The sequence below is a fragment of the Stenotrophomonas sp. 05L413 genome (genome assembly GCF_056397945.1).
Map to the genome: position 1 here is coordinate 611,253 of NZ_JBFTOL010000004.1, position 22,953 is coordinate 634,205.

At 67.8% G+C, this 22,953-nt stretch carries 16 protein-coding genes; 11 read left to right on the forward strand and 5 right to left on the reverse strand.

Features of this window, described 5'->3' with window-relative positions; translation table 11 throughout:
- Positions 1 to 5: 5 nt before the first annotated feature.
- Genes AC1DIQ_RS11930 through AC1DIQ_RS11940 form a run of 3 tightly spaced genes read left to right on the forward strand, consistent with a single transcriptional unit; the run spans position 6 to position 3,246 of the window.
- Positions 6 to 1,034, forward strand: a complete 1,029-nt coding sequence (locus AC1DIQ_RS11930; RefSeq protein WP_259259108.1) for an SIS domain-containing protein — start codon at positions 6 to 8, stop codon at positions 1,032 to 1,034.
- A complete protein-coding gene (nagA, locus tag AC1DIQ_RS11935; protein WP_478050092.1) occupies positions 1,034 to 2,182 on the forward strand; it encodes an N-acetylglucosamine-6-phosphate deacetylase in 1,149 nt (382 codons plus the stop codon). The genes AC1DIQ_RS11930 and nagA overlap by 1 nt, the downstream gene beginning before the upstream one ends.
- Positions 2,179 to 3,246: an acyltransferase family protein gene (locus tag AC1DIQ_RS11940; protein WP_478050093.1), complete on the forward strand. Its 1,068-nt coding sequence runs from the start codon at positions 2,179 to 2,181 to the stop codon at positions 3,244 to 3,246. Before nagA ends, AC1DIQ_RS11940 begins: the two co-directional genes overlap by 4 nt.
- Here AC1DIQ_RS11940 and AC1DIQ_RS11945 read toward each other — a convergent pair.
- Positions 3,231 to 3,560, reverse strand: a complete 330-nt coding sequence (locus tag AC1DIQ_RS11945; protein WP_478050094.1) for a hypothetical protein — start codon at positions 3,558 to 3,560, stop codon at positions 3,231 to 3,233. The genes AC1DIQ_RS11940 and AC1DIQ_RS11945 overlap by 16 nt on opposite strands.
- Between AC1DIQ_RS11945 and AC1DIQ_RS11950 the strand changes: the two genes are divergently transcribed.
- Both AC1DIQ_RS11950 and AC1DIQ_RS11955 read left to right on the forward strand, forming a co-directional pair.
- Positions 3,559 to 7,557 (forward strand): autotransporter domain-containing protein, encoded by a 3,999-nt coding sequence (locus AC1DIQ_RS11950; RefSeq protein WP_478050095.1) that lies wholly within the window; start codon positions 3,559 to 3,561, stop codon positions 7,555 to 7,557. The genes AC1DIQ_RS11945 and AC1DIQ_RS11950 overlap by 2 nt on opposite strands.
- A 165-nt stretch (positions 7,558 to 7,722) precedes the next feature.
- Positions 7,723 to 8,802, forward strand: a complete 1,080-nt coding sequence (locus AC1DIQ_RS11955) for a S41 family peptidase (protein WP_478050096.1) — start codon at positions 7,723 to 7,725, stop codon at positions 8,800 to 8,802.
- 20 nt (positions 8,803 to 8,822) lie between these two features.
- Here the strand turns inward: AC1DIQ_RS11955 and AC1DIQ_RS11960 are convergent, their stop codons facing one another.
- Positions 8,823 to 10,049 (reverse strand): multifunctional CCA addition/repair protein, encoded by a 1,227-nt coding sequence (locus tag AC1DIQ_RS11960; RefSeq protein ID WP_121039822.1) that lies wholly within the window; start codon positions 10,047 to 10,049, stop codon positions 8,823 to 8,825.
- A gap of 25 nt (positions 10,050 to 10,074) precedes the next feature.
- Positions 10,075 to 12,051: a transglycosylase SLT domain-containing protein gene (locus AC1DIQ_RS11965; protein WP_282263889.1), complete on the reverse strand. Its 1,977-nt coding sequence runs from the start codon at positions 12,049 to 12,051 to the stop codon at positions 10,075 to 10,077.
- Between the two features lie 543 nt (positions 12,052 to 12,594).
- Between AC1DIQ_RS11965 and AC1DIQ_RS11970 the strand changes: the two genes are divergently transcribed.
- On the forward strand, positions 12,595 to 15,468 hold the full coding sequence (locus AC1DIQ_RS11970) for a TonB-dependent receptor (RefSeq protein WP_152152249.1): 2,874 nt from the start codon (positions 12,595 to 12,597) through the stop codon (positions 15,466 to 15,468).
- Positions 15,469 to 15,652: 184 nt separating this feature from the next.
- Entirely contained in the window at positions 15,653 to 16,279 is a 627-nt protein-coding gene (locus AC1DIQ_RS11975; protein WP_152152247.1) for a LysE family translocator, read from the forward strand.
- 179 nt (positions 16,280 to 16,458) lie between these two features.
- Here the strand turns inward: AC1DIQ_RS11975 and fhuE are convergent, their stop codons facing one another.
- A complete protein-coding gene (fhuE, locus tag AC1DIQ_RS11980; protein ID WP_478050113.1) occupies positions 16,459 to 18,615 on the reverse strand; it encodes a ferric-rhodotorulic acid/ferric-coprogen receptor FhuE in 2,157 nt (718 codons plus the stop codon).
- A gap of 387 nt (positions 18,616 to 19,002) precedes the next feature.
- On the opposite strand from fhuE, the gene AC1DIQ_RS11985 reads away from it, so the two are divergent.
- The 3 genes from AC1DIQ_RS11985 to AC1DIQ_RS11995 all read left to right on the forward strand — a co-directional run bounded on the left by AC1DIQ_RS11985 (position 19,003) and on the right by AC1DIQ_RS11995 (position 21,516).
- Complete coding sequence (locus tag AC1DIQ_RS11985; RefSeq protein WP_461770279.1) at positions 19,003 to 19,482, forward strand: VOC family protein; 480 nt, start codon at positions 19,003 to 19,005, stop codon at positions 19,480 to 19,482.
- Positions 19,483 to 19,585: 103 nt separating this feature from the next.
- Positions 19,586 to 20,437, forward strand: coding sequence for an AraC family transcriptional regulator (locus AC1DIQ_RS11990; RefSeq protein WP_478050097.1), 852 nt, complete (start codon positions 19,586 to 19,588; stop codon positions 20,435 to 20,437).
- The gene (locus tag AC1DIQ_RS11995; RefSeq protein WP_478050098.1) at positions 20,428 to 21,516 is read left to right on the forward strand and encodes an alpha/beta hydrolase family protein; all 1,089 of its coding nucleotides are present in this window, start codon (positions 20,428 to 20,430) and stop codon (positions 21,514 to 21,516) included. The genes AC1DIQ_RS11990 and AC1DIQ_RS11995 overlap by 10 nt, the downstream gene beginning before the upstream one ends.
- A gap of 6 nt (positions 21,517 to 21,522) precedes the next feature.
- Here AC1DIQ_RS11995 and AC1DIQ_RS12000 read toward each other — a convergent pair whose 3' ends face one another.
- The gene (locus AC1DIQ_RS12000) at positions 21,523 to 22,002 is read right to left on the reverse strand and encodes an Lrp/AsnC family transcriptional regulator (protein ID WP_478050099.1); all 480 of its coding nucleotides are present in this window, start codon (positions 22,000 to 22,002) and stop codon (positions 21,523 to 21,525) included.
- Between the two features lie 72 nt (positions 22,003 to 22,074).
- On the opposite strand from AC1DIQ_RS12000, the gene AC1DIQ_RS12005 reads away from it, so the two are divergent.
- Positions 22,075 to 22,953 (forward strand): EamA family transporter, encoded by an 879-nt coding sequence (locus tag AC1DIQ_RS12005; RefSeq protein WP_478050100.1) that lies wholly within the window; start codon positions 22,075 to 22,077, stop codon positions 22,951 to 22,953.

Consider the following 22,953-nt stretch of genomic DNA (forward strand, 5'->3'; position numbering starts at 1 on the left):
TCCCCATGTCCCTGCCTGCCCCCCACGACACCCTGATGTACCGCGAAGCCGCCGAGGCTGCCGATGTGATCGCCGCGCAGTTCGCGCGCAACCAGGTGGCCGTGGAGACGCTGGCCGCCAGCCTGCGCGCGGCACCGCCGCCGTTCGTGGTGACCTGCGCGCGCGGCAGTTCCGACCACGCCGCCACCTATGCCAAGTACCTGCTGGAAACGCGCCTCGGGCTGGTCACCGCCTCGGCGTCGCCCTCGGTGGGCTCGGTCTACGAAGCACCCCTGAAGCTGCGCGGCGCGCTGTACATCGTGATCTCCCAGTCGGGCAAGAGCCCGGACCTGCTGCGCAATGCCGAGGCCGCGCGTGCGGCCGGTGCACGCGTGGTGGCGCTGGTGAATGTCGAGGATTCGCCGCTGGCGCAGCTGGCCGAGACGGTCATCCCGCTCGGCGCCGGTGCCGAGCGCAGCGTGGCGGCGACCAAGAGCTACCTGGCCTCGCTGTCGGCGATCCTGCAGCTGGTGGCGTACTGGACCCAGGATGTGGGGCTGATCGCCTCGCTGCGCGCGCTGCCCGATGCGCTGCGCGAGGCCTGGAACAGCGACTGGTCGTCGCTGACGGATGGCCTGGTGCCGGCCCACAATCTGTTCGTGCTCGGCCGTGGCCTCGGCCTGGCGGCGGCGCAGGAAGCGGCGCTGAAGTTCAAGGAAACCTGTGGCCTGCACGCCGAGGCCTACAGCTCGGCCGAGGTCAAGCACGGCCCGATGGCGCTGGTCGGCCCGGGCTTCCCGGTGCTGGCCTTTGCCCAGCCGGATGAAACCGGCGCCGGCACCCGCGCGGTGCTGAGCGAGTTCGCCGCGCGCGATGCGCAGGTGTGGCTGGCCGATGTCGGCGGTGACCTGCCGCTGCCGGTCGCGCCGCACCCGGCGTGCGCGCCGCTGCTGACCATCCAGAGCTTCTACCGCGCGATCAATGCGCTGGCGCTGCGCCGTGGCCACAACCCGGACCTGCCGCCGCATCTGAACAAGGTGACGGAAACCGTCTGATGAAAACCGTTCTGCGCAATGCCCGCATCCTGGCCGGCGACGACTTCCGCGACGACCTGGCGATCGTGATCGAAAGCGGCCGGATCACCGCGCTCATCTCCGATGCCGCGCCCATGCTCGGCCAGGCCGATGAGCAGGTGGACCTGGGCGGCGGCTGGTTGCTGCCTGGCTTCATCGATGCGCAGGTCAATGGCGGTGGCGGCGTGCTGTTCAACAACAGCCCGGATGTCGCCACGCTGCGCACGCTGGCCCAGGCGCACCGCCGCTTCGGCACCACCGGTCTGCTGCCGACTCTGATCAGCGACGACGTGCAGGTGATGCGCGCGGCCATCGCGGCGACCCGCCAGGCGATCAGCGAGGGCGTGCCAGGCGTACTCGGCATCCATCTGGAAGGCCCGTACATCGCCCCGGCGCGCAAGGGCACGCATGACGCGAACAAGTTCCGCGTGCCCGATGCCGCCGAGATTGCCTTGGCCGCCTCGCTGGACAACGGCGTCACCCTGCTCACGCTGGCGCCCGAGCGGGTACCGCTGGAGAGCATCCGCGCGCTGGTGGAACGCGGCGTGGTGGTGGCGGCAGGTCATACCGCCGCCAGTTACGAGCAGGCGCGTGCAGGCCTGGAGGCCGGTATCCGCGGCTTCACCCATCTGTACAACGCGATGTCGCCGCTGACCGGGCGCGAACCGGGTGCGGTCGGTGCGGCGCTGGAAGATCGCGACAGCTGGGTCGGCATCATCGCCGACGGTGTGCATGTGCACCCGGCCAGCCTGCGTGTGGCGCTGGCGACCAAGCCGCGCGGCAAGGTCATGCTGGTCACCGATGCGATGCCGCCGGTCGGTGCGCAGGACCCCAGCTACGAACTTTACGGCGAAGTCATCACCGCCGTGGACGGCGTGGTGCGCAATGCCGCCGGCTCGCTGGCCGGCTCGGCGCTGGACATGGCCACGGCGGTGCGCAACAGCGTGCAGCTGCTGGGCGTTTCGCTGGCCGAGGCGGCGCGGATGGCCTCGACCTATCCCGCGCAGTTCCTGAATCTGGATGACCGCTACGGGCATATCGCCGAAGGACATCACGCCGATCTGGTGCTGCTCGATGACGCGCTGCAGGTGCGCAGCACCTGGATCGCCGGGCAGCGCGAAGACGTATGAGTGCCGTACCGTCGGGGCGGATGGGCTCGATCGACGCGCTGCGCGGCCTGACCGTCGCGGCGATGCTGCTGGTCAACAACCCGGGCGACTGGAGCCATGTCTACGCACCGCTGCTGCACGCGGACTGGCATGGTTTCACCCCGACCGACCTGATTTTCCCGTTGTTCCTGTTCATTGCCGGTGTCTCGATGGCGTTCAGTCTGGCGCCACGCGCGGCCGAGCCGGCCACGCGTCCGGCGCTGGTGCGCGGGGTGCTGCAACGCGCACTGCGCATCCTGATCGCCGGCGCGCTGCTGCACCTGCTGGCGTGGTGGTTGTTCGAACTGCCGGCGTATCGCCTGTGGGGCGTGCTGCAGCGGATCGCCCTGTGCGTGGCGGTGGTCGGCGTGCTGGCGGTCTACACGCGGGCGCGCACGCAATGGGCGCTGATCGTCGGGCTGTTGGCCACCTATGCGGTGATCCTGCTGTCGGCCACCTCCATGGCGCCGTGGGTCAACCCGGCCAGCCGCCTGGATACGGCGCTGTTCGCCCCGTTCCTCTACAAGTATTCCGCGCTCACCGGGCTGGGCCATGACCCGGAAGGCCTGCTGAGCAGCCTCGGGGCGATCGCCACCACCCTGCTGGGCCTGCGCGCCGGCGCGTGGCTGCGTGCCGGCAGGGCACCGCAGTTGACGGTCCTGGCGGCGGGTTGCCTGGCGGTCGGCGGCCTGGCCACGCTGTGGTTGCCCCTGAACAAGCAGTTGTGGACCCCCAGCTTCGTGCTGTGGACCGCAGGTCTGTCCGCGGCTGCGCTGCTGCTGGCCCATCTGTTGATCGATCGCTGGGGCATGCCTGCGCTGGGGCGACGCTTTGGCGTGAATGCGATCGCCGCCTATCTTGGCTCCTCGGCGATGGCGCTGGTGCTCGCTGCAACCGGTGCGTGGGCCTGGGCGTTCCATGCCCTGCAGAGCGCGCTGCCGGAGGCACCAAAGCTGGCCTCGCTCGCGTGCGCGGTGGGCTTCGTGACGATCTGGTGGGGTGTGGTGTGGGTGCTGGATCGCCGGCGTGTCTATCTGAAGATCTGAGCGATCTCTGCAGACTCGCTCACCGCGCGGCGAATGCGGGCGATCCCCTGCCTGAATTTTACGTTCACATCACGGTTGACCAGTAAAAGTACCGGCACACATCTGCGTACTTCACGAAACCGCCTGTTCCTGGCCGTGGCCCATTTGCCGCGCGCCGTCTGTCCCCTCCTCGATGTTGTCCCGCCGGAAATGCAGTCCCAGGCAGCGTCCGCTGCCGTCGTGAATTTCATGGTGATGCGTGCAGTCAGGAGCAGGGGGCTTCGATGACCTGCCATGCCGCCGCCGCCCTCCGTGATGTCCAGAGGAAGCCGCATGCCCAGGTCCACTCTCCACCCCCTCGCGCTCAGCATCGCCGTGCTGCTCCGTTCACGCGGCCTGCTGGGCAGTGCCATCGTCCTAGCCTCGTTCGGCGCACAGGCGGACTGCGTTACCGTCGGCACCACCACCACCTGCACCACGGCCGCACCCAATCCCTATGTGACCCGCGTCGGTAACGGCAACATCGCCATCGAGGATGGACGCACGGTGGATGTCCAGGCCGGTGCCAAGCTGGTGGTGGGTGACGCCAACGCCATCTCGCTGCGCGACAACGCCAACATCCACGTCGGCACCGGTGCGACCGTCAGCGCCACTGCAGTCAGCGCGCCGGGGCTGTTCGGCGCGGGCGGCAACACACTGGAATTCCGCACCGGCGGCACCCTGACCGTCGATGCCGGCGGCGAAGTGCTGGCGCTGGGCAGCCAAGGCAGTGCCGAAGTGATCAACTTCCAGGGCGCGGGCAACACCATCGTCAACAGCGGCACCATCCGCGCCAACAACGCCGTGGCGATCTGGTCGCAGAACACCACTGGGCTGAACACCGTGATCAACACCGAGACCGGCATCATCCAGGCACCGGGCACGGTGATCGGTGGCTCCGGCAACGGCGCGCTTGACTTCACCAACCGTGGCCAGGTGATCGGCAACATCTCGCTGGCCGGCGGCAATGACATCCTGCGCCTGTATACCGGCTCGTCGATCACCGGCAATTTCAGCGGAGGAGCGGGCAACGACGCGATCTTCCTGAGCGGCATGGGTGATTCCACGCTGCCGGGCAATTTCGTCGGTTTCGAGTCGCTGACCAAGAATGATGCGGGCAAGTGGACACTGACCGGCACCATCACCGGGGTGACCGTGGCCACGGTGGCGCAGGGCACCCTGGCGCTGACCGGCAACAACGCCAATTACACCGGCCCGGTGATCGTCGATCCGGCCGGCATCCTGGAAGCGCGGGCGCAGAGCCTGCCGCCCGGCGTGACCAACAATGGTCTGGTCCGCTTCACCCAGCCCGACGATGGCACCTATGCCGGCAGCATCAACGGCACCGGCGCGCTGGACAAGACCGGTGGCGGCACGCTCACCCTGACCGGCCTCAACAGCGTGGGGGGCGCCAGCACGCTCAACGGCGGCACCCTGGTGCTGGGCAACACGCTGGAGACCGCCAGCCTGACCATGGCCAACGCCACCACCCTTCAGATTGATGGCGTGCTGCAACGGCAGGGCGGTGGCACGGCGAACGTGATCGGTGCCAGTGGCACACAGTCGCTGATCGTCAATGGCCGGCTCAACGGCGCGGCGCTGCTCGGCGACGGTGATGATCTGCTGGATGTTGCCGGCGTGATCGTCGGCAACGTCGACCAGGGGGCCGGCAACGACACCACGATCATGCGGCCGGGAGGCAGCATCGGTGGCACGCTCGCGCAGGGTCTGGGCGATGATCGCCTGGAGATGCAAGGCGGGCAGATCGTCGGCGCGGTCAGCCAGGGCGCCGGCAATGATGTGCTGCTGATGACCGGCGGCACGCTGGCTTCGGTCGACCAGGGCGACGATGTCGACCAGATCGAAATCAGTGGCGGCACCATTACCGGCACGGTGCAGCAGGGCGGCGGCCGGGACGTGTTCGTCATGACCGGCGGCACCATCGGCGCACTGCTGCAGGGCGATGGCACCGACCGCTTCCGTATGACCGGCGGCCAGATCATCGGCGGCTTCGACGATGGTGACTATGCCGAGATGACCGGCGGGCGCATCGGCCGGGTCAACATGAAGCTGGAGAACAACACCTTCGACATGTCCGGCGGCACCATCGACGGCAACCTCGTCACCGGCTTCGGCAACGACACCATCATCCTTTCCGAGGGCTACATCGGCGGCAACATCAGCGTCAGCGGCGGCGATGATTCGATCACCATCACCGGCGGCACCGTGCGCGGCGAAATCCGTGCCAGCACCGGCAACGATCGGCTGGCCTGGTCCGGCGGCGGTGTGGTCTACGGCGCGGTGGACATGGGCGAAGGCAGTGACGTTGCCACTTTGGCCAACCTCAACGCGTCCCATCTCGGGGCGTTGCCCCTGTTCGACGGCGGCAACGGCACCGACGCGCTGAGCATGGACAACGTCAAGACCGATGGTGTGGCGCGCTTCGCGAACTGGGAGCAGATCGGCCTGGCCAACGATTCCCAGCTCACCTTCGACGCCAACCTGACCCTGGGTGACAGCGGCACGGGCACCGGTACGCTGGACATCGATGCCACCAGCACGCTGTTCGCCGGTGGCCTGGACGCGAGCATCGTGCCGTTCACCGCCGGCCAGCTGGCCACGGTGACCAACGCCGGTCGCATCGACCTGAGCAACGGCGGCAGCCGCGTGGGTGATGCCTTCACCATCGTGGGCAACTACGTGGGCAACGGAGGCGCGCTGTACCTGCAGACCGTGCTGGGCGATGACAGTTCGCTGTCGGACAAGCTGGTGATCGCCAACGGCAGCGCCAGCGGCACCACCGGTATCGGCGTGCTCAACGTTGGCGGCACCGGCGCGGCCACGGTCGCCGACGGCATCATGGTGGTGCAGGCGACCAACGGGGCCAGCACTGCCGCCAACGCGTTCGCGCTGTACAGCCCGGTCGCCGCAGGTGCTTACGAGTACTACCTGTTCAAGGGCGGTGTGAGTGGAGGCAGCGGTGAAAACTGGTACCTGCGCTCCACGGTTACCGCCTCGGCGACCCCGGCGCCGGCGCCGGCGCCGACCATCGAGGTGCCACCGCCGCCGCCGCCGCCCGAAGCCATCGGCACCCCGCCGCCGGCAGTGCCGCCGGCACCGCCGCCGCCCCCGGACGTGAACCCGCCGGATGATCCGGATCCGGTCGCGCCAGAGCCGCCGCCCCCGGCCCCGCCGCCGGCTCCTGCGCCGGTGGCACCCGCGCAGCCGGAGGCGCCGCCGCCGGTGCCTACCGAAGTGCCACCGGTGCCCGGTCCGCTGGCGGTACCGCCAACGCCCGATGCGCGCCCGGCAGAGGGCGACATCATTCCGCTGTACCGGGTGGAAACCCCGGTCTACTCGGTGGTGCCCCCGTTGCTGCGCGAGACGAGCCTGGCCAGCCTGGGCACCTTCCACGAGCGCCAGGGCGAGCAGCGCGTGCTGGCCGGGCAGGGCGGCTTCCGCTCGGCCTGGGCACGCATGATCGGGCAGAGTCATGAGCAGCACTGGGAGGGCGATGCCAAGCCCAGTTTCGACGGTGATCTCCAGGGCATCCAGGCCGGCCTGGACCTGTACGCCAACGGCGATGACAACCACCGCGATCAGGTCGGTGTATTCGTCGGCCGCACCCGCGCGCAGGGCAACGTCAACGGCTTTGCGATCGGCTGGGACAACGTGGCCGTCGGCCGTACCCGCCTGGATGACAAGCACGTGGGCCTGTACTGGACCCGCGTCGGCAGCGAAGGCGGGTATCTGGATGCGGTGGTCCTTCAGAGCCGCTACGACGGTGAGGCCACGTCGGCGCGCGGGCTGGGCATCGACGTGCGTGGCGATGGCACCACCGCGTCGCTGGAAGTGGGCAAGCCGCTGCTGCAGCTCGGGCAGTCCGTATGGTGGCTGGAGCCGCAGGCACAGGTGATCTGGCAGCGCACCTCGATCGACGATGCCGGTGACCGGGTGTCGGCGGTCCGCTTCAAGGCCGACAATGCCTGGACCGGGCGCGTCGGCCTTCGCCTCGCCGCCGATTACGATATCGCCGGCAATGGGTGGCAGCCGTACGCCAAGCTCAATTACTGGCAGACCCTGGACGGCGAAGATCGCATCGACTTCGGCGACAACCGGCTCACCAACCAGCAGGGCTCGCGCGCACTGGAAGTCGGCGTCGGTGTGGTCGCGCGCTTCAATGCCAATGTCAGCGCGTTTGCGGTGGCCGATTACACGCGCGATCTGGAAAGCAGCGCGCAGAAGGAGCGCAAGAGCATCGAGGGGAATATCGGCGTGCGGTTTGATTGGTGAGGCGGTTGTGGGCGCTGGCTGATCCCCGGCACGCTGCCCGCCACGGGTGGCGTGCCCTCATTTCGGGCTGACCGGTCGCCAGGGCGGAGGACGCGCGCTGTTCTTGTGGCCGTGTGCAGCGATATGCTGCGGCCTGCTCAACTACACGGATGTAGCGCGATGGTGATGTTCCTGCGGTCTCGTTGTACGCGCCCGGCGCTGCTGGCCGGTGTGCTGCTTGCACCGATGGCGAACGCACAGGAGATGCCTGCGCCACCGGTACAGCTGCGGATCGTGGCGGTGCTGGAGCGCGAGGCGCTGTACCGCGACAAGGTCGATTGGCAGGCGCTGCGCACCCGCCTGCAGGCTCCCGATGCTGATCCCGCCAAGACCTGGCCGCTGTTGCGCGATGCCATTGCCGTGAGCAGTGGGGGGCATGGGCGGTGGCTGCCGGCGAGCTACCCGTTGCTGCAGTCCTCTTCAAGCCGCGCCACCGTGGCGGGATCCCAGCCACCGCCGGCAACGCAGCGCACACACGAGCACCGCGCCAAGCAGCAACGCACTGACCAGCAGCGCGATATGGATACGGTCGGCCGGCGCATCGGCTGGATGACGGTGGGCGCCTTCAGCGGTGGTGGACCGGGCGACAGCGTGGCCTGGCAGCGGGCGAGTGTTGCGTTTGCAGGCACGCTGCAGGACGCCATCCGCAGCAAGGACCGCGCGGAGCGATGCGGCTGGGTGGTCGACCTGCGACGCAACACCGGCGGCAACATGTGGCCGATGTTGCTCGGCCTGGCGCCCCTGCTGGAAGACGCGGGCGGCAATGCACCGCGGGTAGGTGCGTTCACCACGGCCGACTCGGAGCGGTCGTGGTTCTTGCACGGCGGCGCGGTGTGGTTGGAGCAGAAGAACCTGCTGGATGTTGGCGCGGCCGCGTATCGGCTGCGTCATCCCGGCGCACCGGTGGCGGTGCTGTTCGGGCCGCGCACCGCCAGCGCGGGAGAGGCGACGGCACTGGCGTTCCGTGGGCGTGCCAACACCCGAAGCTTCGGCCAGCCCACGGCAGGCGTCTCCACGGGTAACCGGACCGAGCTGCTGCCTGATGGAAGCGCCTTGCTGGTCACCGGCAACGTCATGGTCGATCGCAACGGCCAGGGCGATGGCAGGAAGATCGCGCCGGATGTGGTGATCGGTGAGGGCGAGGATGCTGCGGCGGCCGCAAGGGACTGGCTGCTGGCGCAACCGGCGTGCGCCAGCGCCACCTGAGGCGTCATCCCAGCCGTCGATCAGCGTGTACGCACCGCGCTGATGGCCTTCACCCGCGCCTTGGCCAGCGCTTCCCCCACCGCCGGCCCCTTCAGCCCGGTCAGATCCAGATCGCGCGCCTGCACGGCAAGCGCTGCCTGGTGCAGGCGCTTGAGCGTTTCACCCTGCGGGTAGTCGCTGGCCTCGAAGCCCAGCCGGCCGCGCTTGTCGGCTTCGCAGCACAGCGCGATCTGCGCGATGCGTTCGGGCCGGCGGAACCCATCGCAGCGGCCGAGCAGCTCCAGCACGGTGGCATCGCGCAGCTCATCGATGCGGTGCACGTTGAGATGGTCGCGGCAGACGGCTTCGGCCAGCTGGCGGTGATCGACCGGCACCTTCAGGCGTTCGGCCACTCCACGCAGCGGGGCGACGCCACGCTGCTCATGCATGATGTGCCGCGGCCATTCGGCCGGTGGGGTCAGGCCTTTGCCGAGGTCGTGGGTCAGCGCGGCGAAGCCGATCAGGTCATCGCCCGGGGCCAGCTGCGCGGCCATGTCGCTGACCATTTCCTGGTGCACGCCGGTATCGACTTCCGGATGGAACTCCGCGCGCTGGGGCACACCGTACAGGGCCTCCAGCTCGGGCAGGATCGCACCCAGTGCCTGGGCGTCATGCAGGGTGCGCAGGAACGCGGACGGCCGCGCGGAGGCGAGGGCACGCCTCAGCTCCTGCCAGACGCGTTCGGGCACCAGCGCATCGAGCTCGCCACTGGCGGCGACCTCCCGCATCAGGGCCATCGTCTCGGCGGCGACGGTGAAGCCGAGGGGCGCAAAGCGCGCCATGAAGCGGGCCGCACGCAGCACCCGCAGGGGATCCTCGACGAAGGCCGGGCCGACGTGGCGCAGCACGCGCTGTTGGATATCACCCACGCCGCCATACGGATCCACCAACGCACCGGTGGCTTCATCGCAGGCGATCGCGTTGATGGTGAAATCGCGACGCTGCAGGTCCTCCTCCAGCGTCACAGCGGGATCGGCATCGACCACGAAGCCGCGGTAGCCGCGGCCGGACTTGCGCTCGGTGCGGGCCAGCGCATATTCCTCACCGGTATCCGGATGCAGGAACACCGGGAAATCGCGGCCCACGGCCTTGTACCCCTGCGCGTCCATCTGCGCCTGGGTGGCCCCGACCACGACCCAGTCGCGGTCGCCGGGTGGACACTGCAAGAGGCGGTCACGCACGGCGCCGCCCACCAGATAGATCTTCATGCGGCCATGATAATCGTCAGTCCGCTCAATCCCCGCCCTTGTCGGCGTTGGCCGCGCAGGCGAAGGTCTTGCGCTTGGCCTGCAGGCGGCCGTTCATGCGGTCGGTCACCGGCAGCGCGTCACCGTTCAAGCGCCAGTCGTAGATCACGCTGAAGGCCAGGATGCGCGCGACGTACTCGCGGGTTTCCTTGTAGCTGATCGTCTCGATCCAGATGTCCGGATCGAACCCCGGACGCTGCGACTGCCAGCGGGCGGTCGGGGTCGGGCCGGCGTTGTAGGCGGCAATGGTGACGTAGGGCAGGCCCTCGTACTTGTTCATCAGCTGGCGCAGGTAGGCCGTGCCGATGGCAATGTTGGTATCGGGGTCGTAGAGGCTGGCAGCGCCGCCGTAGTTGGTCAGGCCGATTGACTTGGCCACTGCCGCACCGGTGGCGGGCAGGACCTGCATCAGGCCCATGGCGTTGGCCGGTGAGCGGGCCTTCGGGTTGAAGATGCTCTCGGCGCGGATTTCCGCGGCCACCCAGGCCGGATCGATGGCATTGCGTGCGGACTCGCGGCGGATGCTGTCGTCGTGGTGCAGCGGGAAGCGCAGCGAATACAGGCGCTGCTCGTCCGGGGTCTTGCCGAGCGAGAACACCGCACGGTCGAACCAGCCGTTGTCGCGGGCGACTTCCACGGCGAGACGACGCTGTGTGTTGTCGTAACGGCTCAGCGCATCATTCCACTCGGCCACGGCCCAGCCCGCCCGTTCGATCTTGAACAGTTCCATCGCCCGCACGATCGCCGGGTCACGCGCGACCGCCGCCTGCGCCTGGGCGCTGTCGTTGGGTTCCCACGGGCACAGCGTGTAGTTCTGGCCGAGCTGGTCGGCCGCCAGGAAGCCATGGAAGGTGGCCGCGCGGGCGGCCTCACGGAAGGCCGCCTGCGCTTCGCTGCGTTTGCCGGTCTTGTCCAGCATGCGCGCTTCGAAGTAGCGCCAGCGCGAGTCGGCGCGCTGGGTCGGGCCCATCTTGCGGATCGCGGTCAGCGCCGCCGGCCAGTCGCCGCGCGACAGCGCTTCGCGCGCACGCCATTCGTGCAGACGCTCGTCATACGCCGATTCGGGCACCGCATTGAGGCGACGGGCGGAGTCCGGACCGTAGGAGGCCACCGTCCACAGCGCGATCTGGTACAGCACCTGCGCGCGCTGCGCGGCGCTCAGCTGCAGCGCGTCGGCGTACTGCGGCAGCTGCTGTTCGGTGGCCCCCGGGTCGGCCTTGGCCAGTTTAGCCAGGCCATCGGTGGCGATCCGCCGGCTGCGCTCATTGCGCGGCCAGTTCAGCGCGCTGGCATTGGGCTTGTCGACGAAGGCGGCATAGGTGTTGGCCAGGGCCAGATCGGCGGCCGGCAGCCCGCGCGCGGCACTGCGCATCACCGCCGGCTGCTGCTCATCGGCAGCGGCATCGATGCGTGCCCAGCGCAGCTCGGCGTTCATGCCGCCCTTGGCATCCAGCACCGCGAACACGGGGTCGCAGGCATCAGGCAAGGATTTGCCGGTGCTGCGCCAGATCGCCTGCGCCTCGCTGACCCACTGCGCGTCGGCCTTGCCGGTAGCCTGGCGTGCATTGAGCTGGGCGCAGCGCAGGCCGACGTTGGTCGTGTCGGTCCAGTTGGCCAGCAGGGTCGGCCAGTCCTGGCGCCGCGCCACCGCCGGCAGCCATACGTTGCGGAAGCTGGTGGCTACCGCCTGGCCGTTGTAGCGCTTCAGGAAATCCTGCGCCTGCACGTTGCTGACGGTATCGATGTTGCGCCGCAGATTGGCGAACTCCACCCAGCCATACAGCGGGTGCTTGCTCAGTGCCGCTGCCTGGGCAGGATCGAACTGGCCGCGCTCGGCATTGTCGATCACGGCCTTGAGCTGCGCGCGCTGGGCATCCAGGTTCTGGGCATCGGCCACCGGGCTGACCCCGGTGCAGGCCAGCAGGACGGTCGCGCTGAAGAAATAGAGGGGAAGTCGAGTCATGCGGAAAGCATAACGGGGGCCGGTGAAAGGCGGTGAGGGCAATCCGACTCGAGGATGAACGGGCGCCGCTGGGGCGGTCCATTCGCACACCGGTCCATCGCTCCACCGGTGACCAGGGACGTTGGAAACACGCGCCGCTCCAGACCCCATCGCATCGACGTGCGGCGGCGCATCTGGACGCCATGCCAACGACCCTCGACGGCTGCGCACTGAAGCCGATTCCGACGCGCTGGCCAGCGCAATCGCCGAGGTTCCCAGTCGTCACCAGAGTCCCGACATCACGCGGACGGCGTTCGCGCAGCAGCGGCACGACGACCGCCCCGGATGCCGTCAATATCCCTCGAAAACAGCAGCATGTGCGCTCGCACAGACCGCACACACGCTGCCCCATAGCCGCGCCCGCGCACAGTCGGCTTTGTCGATTCCCCGTGAAAGCGAGGCGCACGTCACTCCTTCACATTTACAGGTTGTTTACAAGGAGACACTGCCGCCATGCAGGGGGGAGCGGCAGTCCCGCCCAACGTTCCTTTGGAGAGAGAGCGAATGAACAACCTGCATCACCGCCCGTTGGCGGTCGCCGTATCGCTGTGCCTGCTGCTGGCTGCACCGGCCCTGGCCAGCGCGCAGGACGCGCCACGCAGTACGACGGATCTGGACCGGGTGGAAGTGACCGGCAGCCGTATCAAGCGGGCCGAAGTGGAAGGGCAGGTGCCGATCCAGACCCTGACCCGCACCGAGATCGAGCGCACCGGCCTGACCTCGATCGGCGACGTGCTGCAGCAGCTGACCGGCTCCGGCTCGGCGCTCAATGCGAAATTCAATTCCTCGGGCAACTTCGGCTTCCCACCCGATGGCAGTGGCGTGGGTGCGGGGTCGGCCCAGGTCGATCTGCGTCACCTGGGCGCCAAGCGCGTGCTGGTGCTGGTCGATGGCATCCGCTGGGTCAATGAATCTTCCGCGTCCGGCGTGGGCGCGGCGACCGATCTGAACACCATTCCGCTGGCCATCGTCGAGCGCATCGAAGTGCTCGAAGACGGCGCTTCATCACTGTATGGCTCCGACGCGATCGCCGGTGTGGTCAACATCATCACCCGCCGTGAATTCGACGGCGCGCAGGTGACGATGAACTATGGCGAGTACACCAAGGGCGATGGCACCCAGAAGGGCGTGGACCTGGCCTGGGGCACCAGCGGTGACCGCTACACCCTGTTCCTGGGGGCGAGCTGGACCAAGCAGGACCCGGTGTATGCGCGCGATCGCGAGCAGTCGCGCTTCCCGATTCCCGGCACCGGGCTGGCCTTCGGCAGTGGTGGCATTCCGCAGGGGCGCTTCAAGTTCGTCGATCCCACCACCGGGGCGGTACAGGACATCGTACCCAATACCGGCGTAAGCAGCCCGCGTTACGACGGCAGCGCCGGCTGCGACCGCAGTGATGATTATCACTGCTTCACCTCGGCCGACCGCTTCAACTTCGCCGAGTACAACCTGGTGCTCACCCCGTCCGAGCGGAAAGGCATCTTCGGCCAGTTCCGCTTCGATCTCACCGACGACATCCAGTGGTATATCAAGGCGCTTGGCAATCGCCGCGAGTCCACCAACCAGGCCGGTCCGGAGCCGCTGTTCTTCGGCCCCGATGGCGCCACCGGCAACCCGCTGGCCGACAACATCGTGGTCTCCGGCCTCAACCCGTACAACCCGTTCGGCTTCGATCTGGCCGCCTCGGGCAACATGAGCCTGATCGGCCGTCGCCCTGTTGAAGGCGGCGCACGCGTGTTCGAGCAGGAGGTCAACACCCAGTACTTCGCCACCGGCCTGGTCGGCCAGTTCCAGGCCGCGGATCGCAGCTGGTTCTGGGACCTCAACGGCATGTACAGCAAGAACAAGGCCGAGCAGACCAACTACGGCAGCTACGACATCTACAAGGTCAACATGGCGCTGGGCGATCCGGCGGTATGCGCGGCCACCCCCGGCTGCGTACCGCTGAACATTTTCGGTGGGGTCGGCTCGATCACCCCGGAGATGCTGCGCTGGATCCAGCCAGTAGTGCGTGACCGCAGCCAGAACGAGCTGAGCCTGTTCACCGCCAACCTGAGCAGCGAGCTGTTCACCCTGCCGGCGGGCCCGGTCTCGTTCGCCACCGGCTATGAGTACCGCAAGTACGAGGGCCGCTACGATCCGGATCCGCTGACCGTGATCGGCCACTACAACGGCGTGCCCTCGCTGCCGACCTCCGGTTCCTACGATGTCAACGAGGCCTACCTGGAGCTGAGCGTGCCGATCTTCGCCAAGAGCGCGCTCGGCGAAAAGCTCGACCTGAGCCTTGCGGGGCGCTACTCGGATTACTCCACGTTTGGTGGCGAGTTCACCCCGAAGTACGGCCTGCGCTGGCAGGTGACCAATGACTTCGTGCTGCGCACCAGCTACGCCGAAGGCTTCCGCGCACCGTCCATCGGCGAGCTGTATGGCTCGGCCGCGCGTGCCGATCTGCAGCTGTTCGATCCCTGCTCGGTCGGGCTGGGGGGCACGCCGCCGCGCGGCAGTGCCGCCAACTGTGCCGCACTCGGCGTGCCGGGCGGTTTCCAGCAGGCCAACTCGCAGATCTCGGTCACCACCGGCGGCAACGCGGAACTGGATCCGGAGCGCTCGCGCAGCTTCAGCGCCGGCTTCGTGTGGAGCCCGTGGTTCGGCAGCAACGCGTCCTGGTCGGAGCGCTTCGATGTCGAGGTGACGTTCTACCGCCACCACATCGAAGGCGCGATCCAGGCGATCAACGCGCAGACCCAGCTTGATCTGTGCGTGGACACGCTGGACCCGCTGTACTGCAGTGGCATCACGCGCGCCTCCACCGGGGCGGTCAGCAGCTTCAACAACCGGCTGACCAACCTGGGCTCGATCAAGACCGATGGCTGGGATGTGGATCTGTTCTGGACCCTGCCGCAGACGGAGATCGGGCAGTTCAAGCTCGGTTGGCAGAACACCTTCGTCGGCCGCTATGAGGCGTTGGGGGCCGCCGGGCAGAAGCAGCCGCAGGAGCCGGGTGTGGAAGTGGCCGACAGCTCGATCCCGGAGTGGACCAGCAATGCTACGCTGAGCTGGAACCTGTCCAACTGGAACGCCTCCTGGACGGTGCGCCACATCTCCAAGCTCACCGAGGCGTGCGGCGATGTGGCCGCCTTCCCGATCTGCAGCAACCAGGCCGAAGGCACCAACGAACTGTCGGCCACCACCTTCCACGACATGCAGGTGGGCTACAAGATCGACTGGATGAAGGGGCTGCAGCTCAGCGCCGGCCTGAACAACGTGTTCGACAAGGATCCGCCGATCTGCCTGTCGTGCTCGCTCAACGGCTATGACGCCTCGACCTACGACATCCCGCGCGGGCGCTACTGGTACGTGCGCGCGGACCTGCGGTTCTGATCGCGGGCTGATGCGGAGGTGACACACCGGGGCGCCGTGAGGGCGCCCCGGTGCGTTCCGGGCGGACAACCCGGTTGCGAGGACCGGCCATCTCGCGAGTCCGGCCTGCCGATGCTGTTTCCGTCAGGCATCATTGCGCTGCCGGCCAGCGGCCGGCACTACCTCTCTCTCGAACTGTATTGCCATGAACCTGCATACTTGGTGGATCTTCGCCGTGACCGTGTTCGTCCTGTGCGGCACGCCCGGCCCGAACATGCTGCACGTGATGACCCGCAGCGTGCGCGTCGGCTTCCGCCGCAGCATCGCCGCCATGGCCGGCTGCCTGACCGCGCTGGTACTGGCCCTGGCGATCTCCGCCGCCGGGCTGGGCGCGGTGCTCAAGGCCTCGCCGATGGTGTTCGACGTGCTGCGCTACGCCGGCGTGGCGTACCTGGTGTACCTGGGGATCAAGGCCTGGCGCGGCGGTGATGCGCCGATCGACGTCGGCAGCACCTCGGCGCTGGTGCCCAGTTCACGCACCGTGCTGTTCCGCGATGGATTCATCATCGGCATCAGCAACCCGAAGCTGCTGCTGTTCGCCTCGGCGTTCCTGCCGCAGTTCGTCGATCTCACCCAGCCGCAGCTGCCGCAGTTCGTGATCCTGGTGGGCACCTTCGCGGTGATGGAGATGTTCTGGTACGGGGTGTACGCCGCCGGCGGCCGCGGGCTGGCCGGTTATCTGGCCAAGCCGGGGCTGCGCAAGGTGTTCGACCGCGTGGTCGGCACGATCTTCATCGGGTTCGGGTTGGCGCTGCTGCGCGCCAGGCCGTAGTGCCGGCCGCTGGCCGGCAACCAGGCAGGACTTTCATCGTTCATGAGGCTGCCGGCCAGCGGCCGGCACTACCGAGGTCTGGCCGTGCGGCGCCGCGCGTCCGTTGCGCATCGTGCAAGACGCAGAGAGCCGGGCAATGCCCGGTTCTCCTTTGTTGAAGCGTTACGATCAATGACCGATCAGAACGACCAGGTAAACGTCAGGCCGCCATTGCGACCATCGCCGTAGGCACCGTAGCCGGTGATCTGCGAGAGGTACTTCTTGTCCAGCAGATTGTTGAGGTTGGCCTGCACGCTGAACTCCGGGGAGATGCGGTAGCGCACGAAGGCGCTGACCAGCGCGTAGCCTTCCTGTTCGAAGCGGCCAAGCCCCGGGATCGGGTAGTAGATACGGTTCTGCCAGTTGGCACCGCCGCCGACCGTCAGTGCGGTGAGCGACTGCGGGGTGTAGCTCGTAAACAGCTTGAGCGTGGTCTGCGGCAGGTTGGTGTTGATGTCCGCATCGTTGATGTCCTTGGCCACGTAGCGCGACGCACCAAACGTGGCGTTCCAGCCCGGGGCAAGCTCACCGTTGAGTTCGAACTCAACGCCGCGGCTGACGGTGCCGCGCGCGGCGATGTACGCCGTTTCGAGTTCGTTACCGTCTACCTTGTCCATCGTGGCCTGGCCGACGTTGTCCTGCTCGATGCGGAACACGGCCAGCGAGGCGTTCAGGCGGTTATCGAACCACGCGCCCTTGACGCCCACCTCGTAGCTCTTGCCATCGACCGGGTCCAGATAGCTGCCCGCCTTGGTGCGCAGCGTCTGTGGCTGGAAGATCTCGGTGTAGCTGGCGTAGGTGGAATACGTGTCGTTGAGATCGTAGACCAGGCCGGCATACGGCGTGGTGACCTTGTGCGAGCGGTCCGCGTCTTCGCCCTCGCTTTTCCAATCGGTGTAACGAGCACCCAGGATCAGCTTCAACGGATCGGCCAACGACAGGCGGGTCGCCGCGTAGCCGGCCTTCTGGGTGATGGTGCCCTGGCTGGCCAGGCTCAGCGGGTTCCAGTTCGGTTCCGGGATGTTGCCGGTCCAGTTGAGATAGTTGTCGATCGGGCCCCACGCGGTATTGGTGCCGCCGACCTGGAAGTCACCGTAGTTGGCGTACTCGCGCTTGTTGTAGCTCAGGCCGGCCATGAACTGGTGTTCGCGGCCGAACAGTTGGAACGGGCCTTCCACAAAGCCGTCCACGCTGTCGACCTTGCGCTCGGTGTTGTACAGGCCGGCCATTGGCGTGATGCCGCTGCCGGTGACCTTGTCGAAGGCGGTGTAGGACGGGTAGAACAGCTTGTCGTTGGCATTGGTCTTGTCGTGCGTCGCACCGACCTTGACCTTCCAGTCATTGGCGAAAGCATGTTCCAGCGTGGCGAACAGGCGCTTGCTGGTGGTATCCCAGTAGGTCCACCCCGGGTTCGCACTGAAGGTCTTGTCGTACGGTGTGGGGGTGCCGTCGGAGTACCACATCGGGAAGCCACCCCAGGTCGCGCCGTTCGCGCGCTTCTGCTGGTAGTCATAGCCCACGCTCAGCTGGGTATCCGGGGTCAGGTCGGCATCGATCACCGCATAGCCCAGCGTCTTGTGCTGGTCGTAGCGGTCCATCTGCGATTCGGTATCCAGGTAGCTGCCGATCACGCGCGCACGCACCGAGCCGCTGGCGTTCAGCGGGGTGGTCACATCCACCGTGCTGCGGGTGCGGCCCCAGCTGCCGACATTGACCGACAGGTTGCCGGTCAGCTCGGCGCTGTCGGCGTGCTTGCGGATCAGGTTCACCGAGGCGGACGGGTTGCCGGCGCCGGACAGCAGGCCGGTGGCGCCACGCACCACTTCCACGCGGTCGTACAGGGCCAAATCCAGGCCGGAATCGCCGTAGCTCCAGTTCTGCACCATCTGGGTCGGCAGGCCGTCGAACTGGTAGCTGTCGATGTAGAAACCGCGCGCGTAGAACTCGGTGCGCTCGGTATCGGACTGGGTGCTGCTCACGCCGGTGGTGTTGGCCAGCACGTCGATGATGTCATCGAGGTTCTGATCCTCGATGCGCTGGTGGCTGATGATGCTGACCGACTGCGGGATCTCGCGCGGGGCCAGATCGAAGCGGGTACCGGCCGAGGTCCTGCGGACCGAATAGCCTTCGGCGCGCTCGCCCTTGACCACGATCTTGTCCAGGGTGGTGGCGTCAGGGGTCGCATCCTGCGCGAACGCAGGCGCAACGGCAAGGGCGCACAGAGCCACCATCAAGGCCTGCGGCAGCGGGCGACGGTGCATCGACGGGCGGGACAGCACGTGGGCGTAGCGGGGCATCGGCGTTTCCAGAAAGACGGCAACGGGCATGGCCGGCGTCCTGGGTGGCCTGCGGCGGAGCGGGGTGGGGGCAGGAAGCGGCTGGCGGGGGCGGTGACCCGGCGCGGGCTCGATAACTGTTCACGGGTACGCATCCCTTGCGCGACCCGGATCACACTATGGTAATGGCAATCATTCGCATCATCAACCGCATTCGATCTCGGCATCGATCCCGATGATGGTGGGCAGGGTATCTGCGTATTCATCTTGGCGGGGGTCAGCACGCGGGGGCGAGCAGCATGGGCCGTCGCTATCCACGGCACACCCACGCGGCACCCGCGCGCAGGCTTAACACCGGCGCGCCTACCGTAAGCGGGCGCAATCCATCCTCTGCTCCAGGAGACGCCCATGGTCAGCAAGAACACGATCTGCCTCTGGTTCGACGGTACCGCGCTGGACGCCGCCAGCTTCTACGCCGCCACCTTCCCTGACAGTGCGGTGCACGCGGTGCACCACGCGCCGAGCGATTTTCCCTCCGGCAAACAGGGCGATGTGCTCACCGTCGATTTCACCGTCGCCGGCATCCCCTGCATCGGGCTCAACGGCGGGCCGGCGTTCAAACACAGCGAAGCATTCTCCTTCCAGATCGCCACCGATGACCAGGCCGAAACGGACCGGTTGTGGGCTGCGATCGTCGGCAACGGTGGCGAGGAAAGTGCGTGTGGCTGGTGTCGCGATAAATGGGGTCTGTCCTGGCAGATCACGCCGCGGGTACTGACCGACGCGGTGACCAGCAAGGACCCCGCCGTGGCCCGGCGCGCGTTCGAGGCGATGATGACCATGCGCAGGATCGACGTGGCGGCCATCGAAGCGGCGGTGAGGGGCTGAGACAACACGCGCGGCGCGTTGCCGCGGACAGCAAGAACGATCAAATGGCGTAGCGCGCGCTGGGTTACGCTGCGGTCCCGTTCATCGGCATGGATCTGGCGGTATGGGTGCGGCACGCAGGGCCCTGTGGTACATCGAAAGCCACTTCGCTGAAAACCCGTCGCTGGCCGATATCGCCCGCGTGGTGGGCCTGTCGCCGTTCCATCTCTCGCGGCTGTTCCAGCTCAGCACCGGCACCTCGGTGGTGCGCTATCTGCGTGGCCGCCGGCTGACCCACGCCGCACATCAGTTGGCGGCCGGGGCTGATGGCATCCTGGAGGTGGCCATCGCTGCTGGTTACGCCTCGCATGCAGCCTTTACCCGCGCATTCTCCGAGCAGTTTGGGCGATCGCCCGAGCAGGTGCGGGAGCAGGGGCTGGGCGGCGTGGTGCTGGTCGAGGCGTTGAAACTGATCGACTCCTCGACACCCTGCACGATCGAACCGCATCGCGTGCACCATGGCGCACTGCGCGTGGCCGGGATCGGTGCGCGCCACACCTCCGCGACCGTCGCATCGATTCCTTCGCAATGGCAGCGCCTGGACGAGGCGCATGGGCTGGGCGCGGAGATCGCCTATGGTGTGTGCGGCAACAATGACGCTGACGGTGGCTTTGATTACATCGCCGGCGTGGAGATCAGTGCCGGCGCGCCCGTGCCCGCCGGCTGGCAGGCCATCCTGATTCCGCCCCGCGAGTACCTGGTGGCCTGGCATGCCGGGCACATTTCCGCGATCCGCTCCACCTGGTTCTGGTTGTTGAATGACTATCTGCCGGCGTCCGGCCTGACCCTGGCCGATGCACCGGACCTGGAGCGCTACGACACGCGCTTCGATGACCGCAGCGGCCACGGCGGGGTGGAGATCTGGCTGCCGCTGGCCGACACGTTGCACCCCAAGGAGAGTGACCCATGCGAATGACCGCCCGTTGTTGTGCCGCGCTGCTGGCGCTCTGCCTGCCCCTGTTTGCCGCTGGGGCCGTGCTGCCCGTCGGCGAGCGGCACGGCGTTGCACATACGCCCAGTGCGGCCGTGCGCGATGCCGACCACCGCGACAGCGTGCGCTACACCGTGTGGTACCCGGCACAGCCCGGGGCGCAGGAAACCGCGCTGACGATCGGCCCGCCCGATGCGCCGCTGTTCGAGGTGGGCACGGCCGCCGCCGATGCCGCCATCGCCAACGGACGCTGGCCGGTGCTGCTGCTCTCGCACGGCAACGGCGGCAGCGCACGGATGATGGGCTGGTTCGGTACCGCGATGGCGCGGGCCGGATATGTGGTGATCGCGGTGGATCATCCCGGCAACAACGGGGTGGACCCGATGACCGAGGCCGGCAGCATCCTGATGTGGAACCGTGTGGATGACCTGGCTGCCGCGCTGGCTGCCGTGCAGGCCGACCCCGCGCTGGCGGCGGAGATCGATGCCACGCGGTTGGGCATCGCGGGCTACTCGGCCGGCGGGTTCACTGCCTTGGTTGCTGCGGGCGCACGCCCGGACGTGCAGCGGCTGCTGGCGTTCTGCCGCGCGCATCCTGACGACGGCGTCTGCGCGCCGCAGGCCGAGACTCCCTCATTGACCCTGGCGCGTCGGATGACCGCCGCGGCGACGCCGGAACTGGCCCCGTGGGTGGCCAAGGCCGGTGAGGACCGCGCCATTGCCGGGGTACGTGCGGTAGTGCTGATCGCGCCGGCCATGGTGCAGGCCTTCGCCCCGGAGGCGCTGGAGAAGGTGAGCCAGCCAGTATCGATCATCGTCGGTGCGGCCGACACGGTGGCCTCACCGGCCACCAACAGCGACATCGCGGCCGCAGGACTGCCGAAGGCGAGGTTGACCACCCTGCCGGAGGTCGGGCACTACGACTTCCTGTCCAGCTGCACCGCCCTGGGCCAGACCCGCGTCGGTGCACTCTGCCAGGTGGCGGCGGACAAGCAGGCCACACACGGGGCCGCGATCACGGAAGCGACGGCATTGTTCGATGCTGCGCTGTCGGCCACGCGCTGACCCGGATCACTCGGCGAGGGGAACCGCCAGGCTGCGCTTGAGCGTACTCAGCGCCACCGCAGTGCGGAAGCGCTCGATGTTGTCGTCGTTGCCGAACAGCCGCTCGCTGATCGCTTCGTATTCTTCCATCGAGGCGGCGGTCAGGATCAGCAGGAAATCCGCCTCGCCGGTGATCGCGTAGCACTGCTGCACGGCGGGGTCCTCCTGCGCGCGGCGGCGGAACGGGGCGACCCGGTGCGGCTGCTCGCTGGCGACCCGGACCTCGACCATGATCGTCAGCGGGCGCCCCAGCCGGGCCTGGTCCAGCACGGCCACGTTTGCGCGGATCACGCCCGTTTCCTCCAAGCGCTTGATCCGCCGCTGCACCGCCGGCGCCGACAGGCTCACCGCCTCGGCGATCTCGCGCTGCGCGGTGGCGTTGTCGCGCTGCAGGATCGCCAGGATGGCGCGGTCGAAACTATCGGGGGTGTAGGGCGTGGCGGACATGGTGAGTGAAACATGCAGGAAGGCCGCTGTAATTGAGCATCTCCTTCGGCCGTTGCGCAATATCCTGTGCGGATGTCGACCTCCCGCCTCTCCAGCTTCTTCCCCGCCCTGGCCGTGCTCGGCTCGGTCACCTCCTTGGCCGTGGGCACCTCGTATGCCAAACAGCTGTTCCCGCTGATCGGTGCGCAGGGCACCAGCGCACTGCGCGTGGGTTTCTCGGCGCTGGTGCTGTTGATGGTGTTCCGGCCGTGGCGCTGGACCACCTCGCGCGCCGATGCCGGAGCGATCTTCCGTTACGGCATCACGCTCGGGGTGATGAATCTGCTGTTCTACATGGCGCTGCGCACGATCCCGTTCGGCATCGCGGTGGCCATCGAATTCTGCGGGCCGTTGGCGGTGGCGATGTGGTCCTCGCGGCGGCCGGTGGACTTCGTGTGGGTCGGCTGCGCGCTGGTCGGGCTGTTGCTGCTGCTGCCGCTGGGCCATGGTGAGCCACTGGACCCGGTCGGGGTGATGTTCGCGCTGGGCGCGGCAGTCTGCTGGGCGATGTACATCATCTTCGGCAAGCGCGCCGGGCATCTGCCGGCCGGGCACACGGTCTCGCTGGGGCTGTGTGCGGCGGCGCTGGTGGTGGTCCCGGTCGGCGTGGCGCACGCGGGCATGGCACTGCTGGATCCGAAGATCCTGCTGTTCGGGTTGGGCGTGGCCATCGTCTCCAGCGCGATCCCGATGTCGCTGGAGATGATGGCGCTCAAGCGGCTGCCGAAGGAGACCTTCGGCATCCTGATCAGCATGGAGCCGGCGGTCGCCGCGCTGCTGGCGATGGGGTTGCTGGCCGAGCACCTGACCACGCTGCAATGGGCGGCGATCGGCTGCACCGTGGTGGCCTCGGTAGGGAGCACGTTGACGGCGAAGCGGGTGGTGGTGCCGTTGCCGGGTGCGCCGGCGTAA

What these genes read in the sequence shown, in the direction of transcription:
- AC1DIQ_RS11930 (WP_259259108.1), top strand. Translation starts at nt 6, where the DNA reads ATGTCCCTGCCTGCCCCCCACGACACCCTGATGTACCGCGAAGCCGCC.
- AC1DIQ_RS11940 (WP_478050093.1), top strand. Translation starts at nt 2,179, where the DNA reads ATGAGTGCCGTACCGTCGGGGCGGATGGGCTCGATCGACGCGCTGCGC.
- AC1DIQ_RS11945 (WP_478050094.1), bottom strand. Translation starts at nt 3,560, where the DNA reads ATGCGGCTTCCTCTGGACATCACGGAGGGCGGCGGCGGCATGGCAGGT.
- AC1DIQ_RS11965 (WP_282263889.1), bottom strand. Translation starts at nt 12,051, where the DNA reads ATGACTCGACTTCCCCTCTATTTCTTCAGCGCGACCGTCCTGCTGGCC.
- AC1DIQ_RS11985 (WP_461770279.1), top strand. Translation starts at nt 19,003, where the DNA reads ATGGTCAGCAAGAACACGATCTGCCTCTGGTTCGACGGTACCGCGCTG.
- AC1DIQ_RS11960 (WP_121039822.1), bottom strand. Translation starts at nt 10,049, where the DNA reads ATGAAGATCTATCTGGTGGGCGGCGCCGTGCGTGACCGCCTCTTGCAG.
- AC1DIQ_RS11990 (WP_478050097.1), top strand. Translation starts at nt 19,586, where the DNA reads ATGGGTGCGGCACGCAGGGCCCTGTGGTACATCGAAAGCCACTTCGCT.
- AC1DIQ_RS11950 (WP_478050095.1), top strand. Translation starts at nt 3,559, where the DNA reads ATGCCCAGGTCCACTCTCCACCCCCTCGCGCTCAGCATCGCCGTGCTG.
- nagA (WP_478050092.1), top strand. Translation starts at nt 1,034, where the DNA reads ATGAAAACCGTTCTGCGCAATGCCCGCATCCTGGCCGGCGACGACTTC.
- fhuE (WP_478050113.1), bottom strand. Translation starts at nt 18,615, where the DNA reads ATGCCCCGCTACGCCCACGTGCTGTCCCGCCCGTCGATGCACCGTCGC.
- AC1DIQ_RS12005 (WP_478050100.1), top strand. Translation starts at nt 22,075, where the DNA reads ATGTCGACCTCCCGCCTCTCCAGCTTCTTCCCCGCCCTGGCCGTGCTC.
- AC1DIQ_RS11955 (WP_478050096.1), top strand. Translation starts at nt 7,723, where the DNA reads ATGTTCCTGCGGTCTCGTTGTACGCGCCCGGCGCTGCTGGCCGGTGTG.
- AC1DIQ_RS12000 (WP_478050099.1), bottom strand. Translation starts at nt 22,002, where the DNA reads ATGTCCGCCACGCCCTACACCCCCGATAGTTTCGACCGCGCCATCCTG.
- AC1DIQ_RS11970 (WP_152152249.1), top strand. Translation starts at nt 12,595, where the DNA reads ATGAACAACCTGCATCACCGCCCGTTGGCGGTCGCCGTATCGCTGTGC.
- AC1DIQ_RS11995 (WP_478050098.1), top strand. Translation starts at nt 20,428, where the DNA reads ATGCGAATGACCGCCCGTTGTTGTGCCGCGCTGCTGGCGCTCTGCCTG.
- AC1DIQ_RS11975 (WP_152152247.1), top strand. Translation starts at nt 15,653, where the DNA reads ATGAACCTGCATACTTGGTGGATCTTCGCCGTGACCGTGTTCGTCCTG.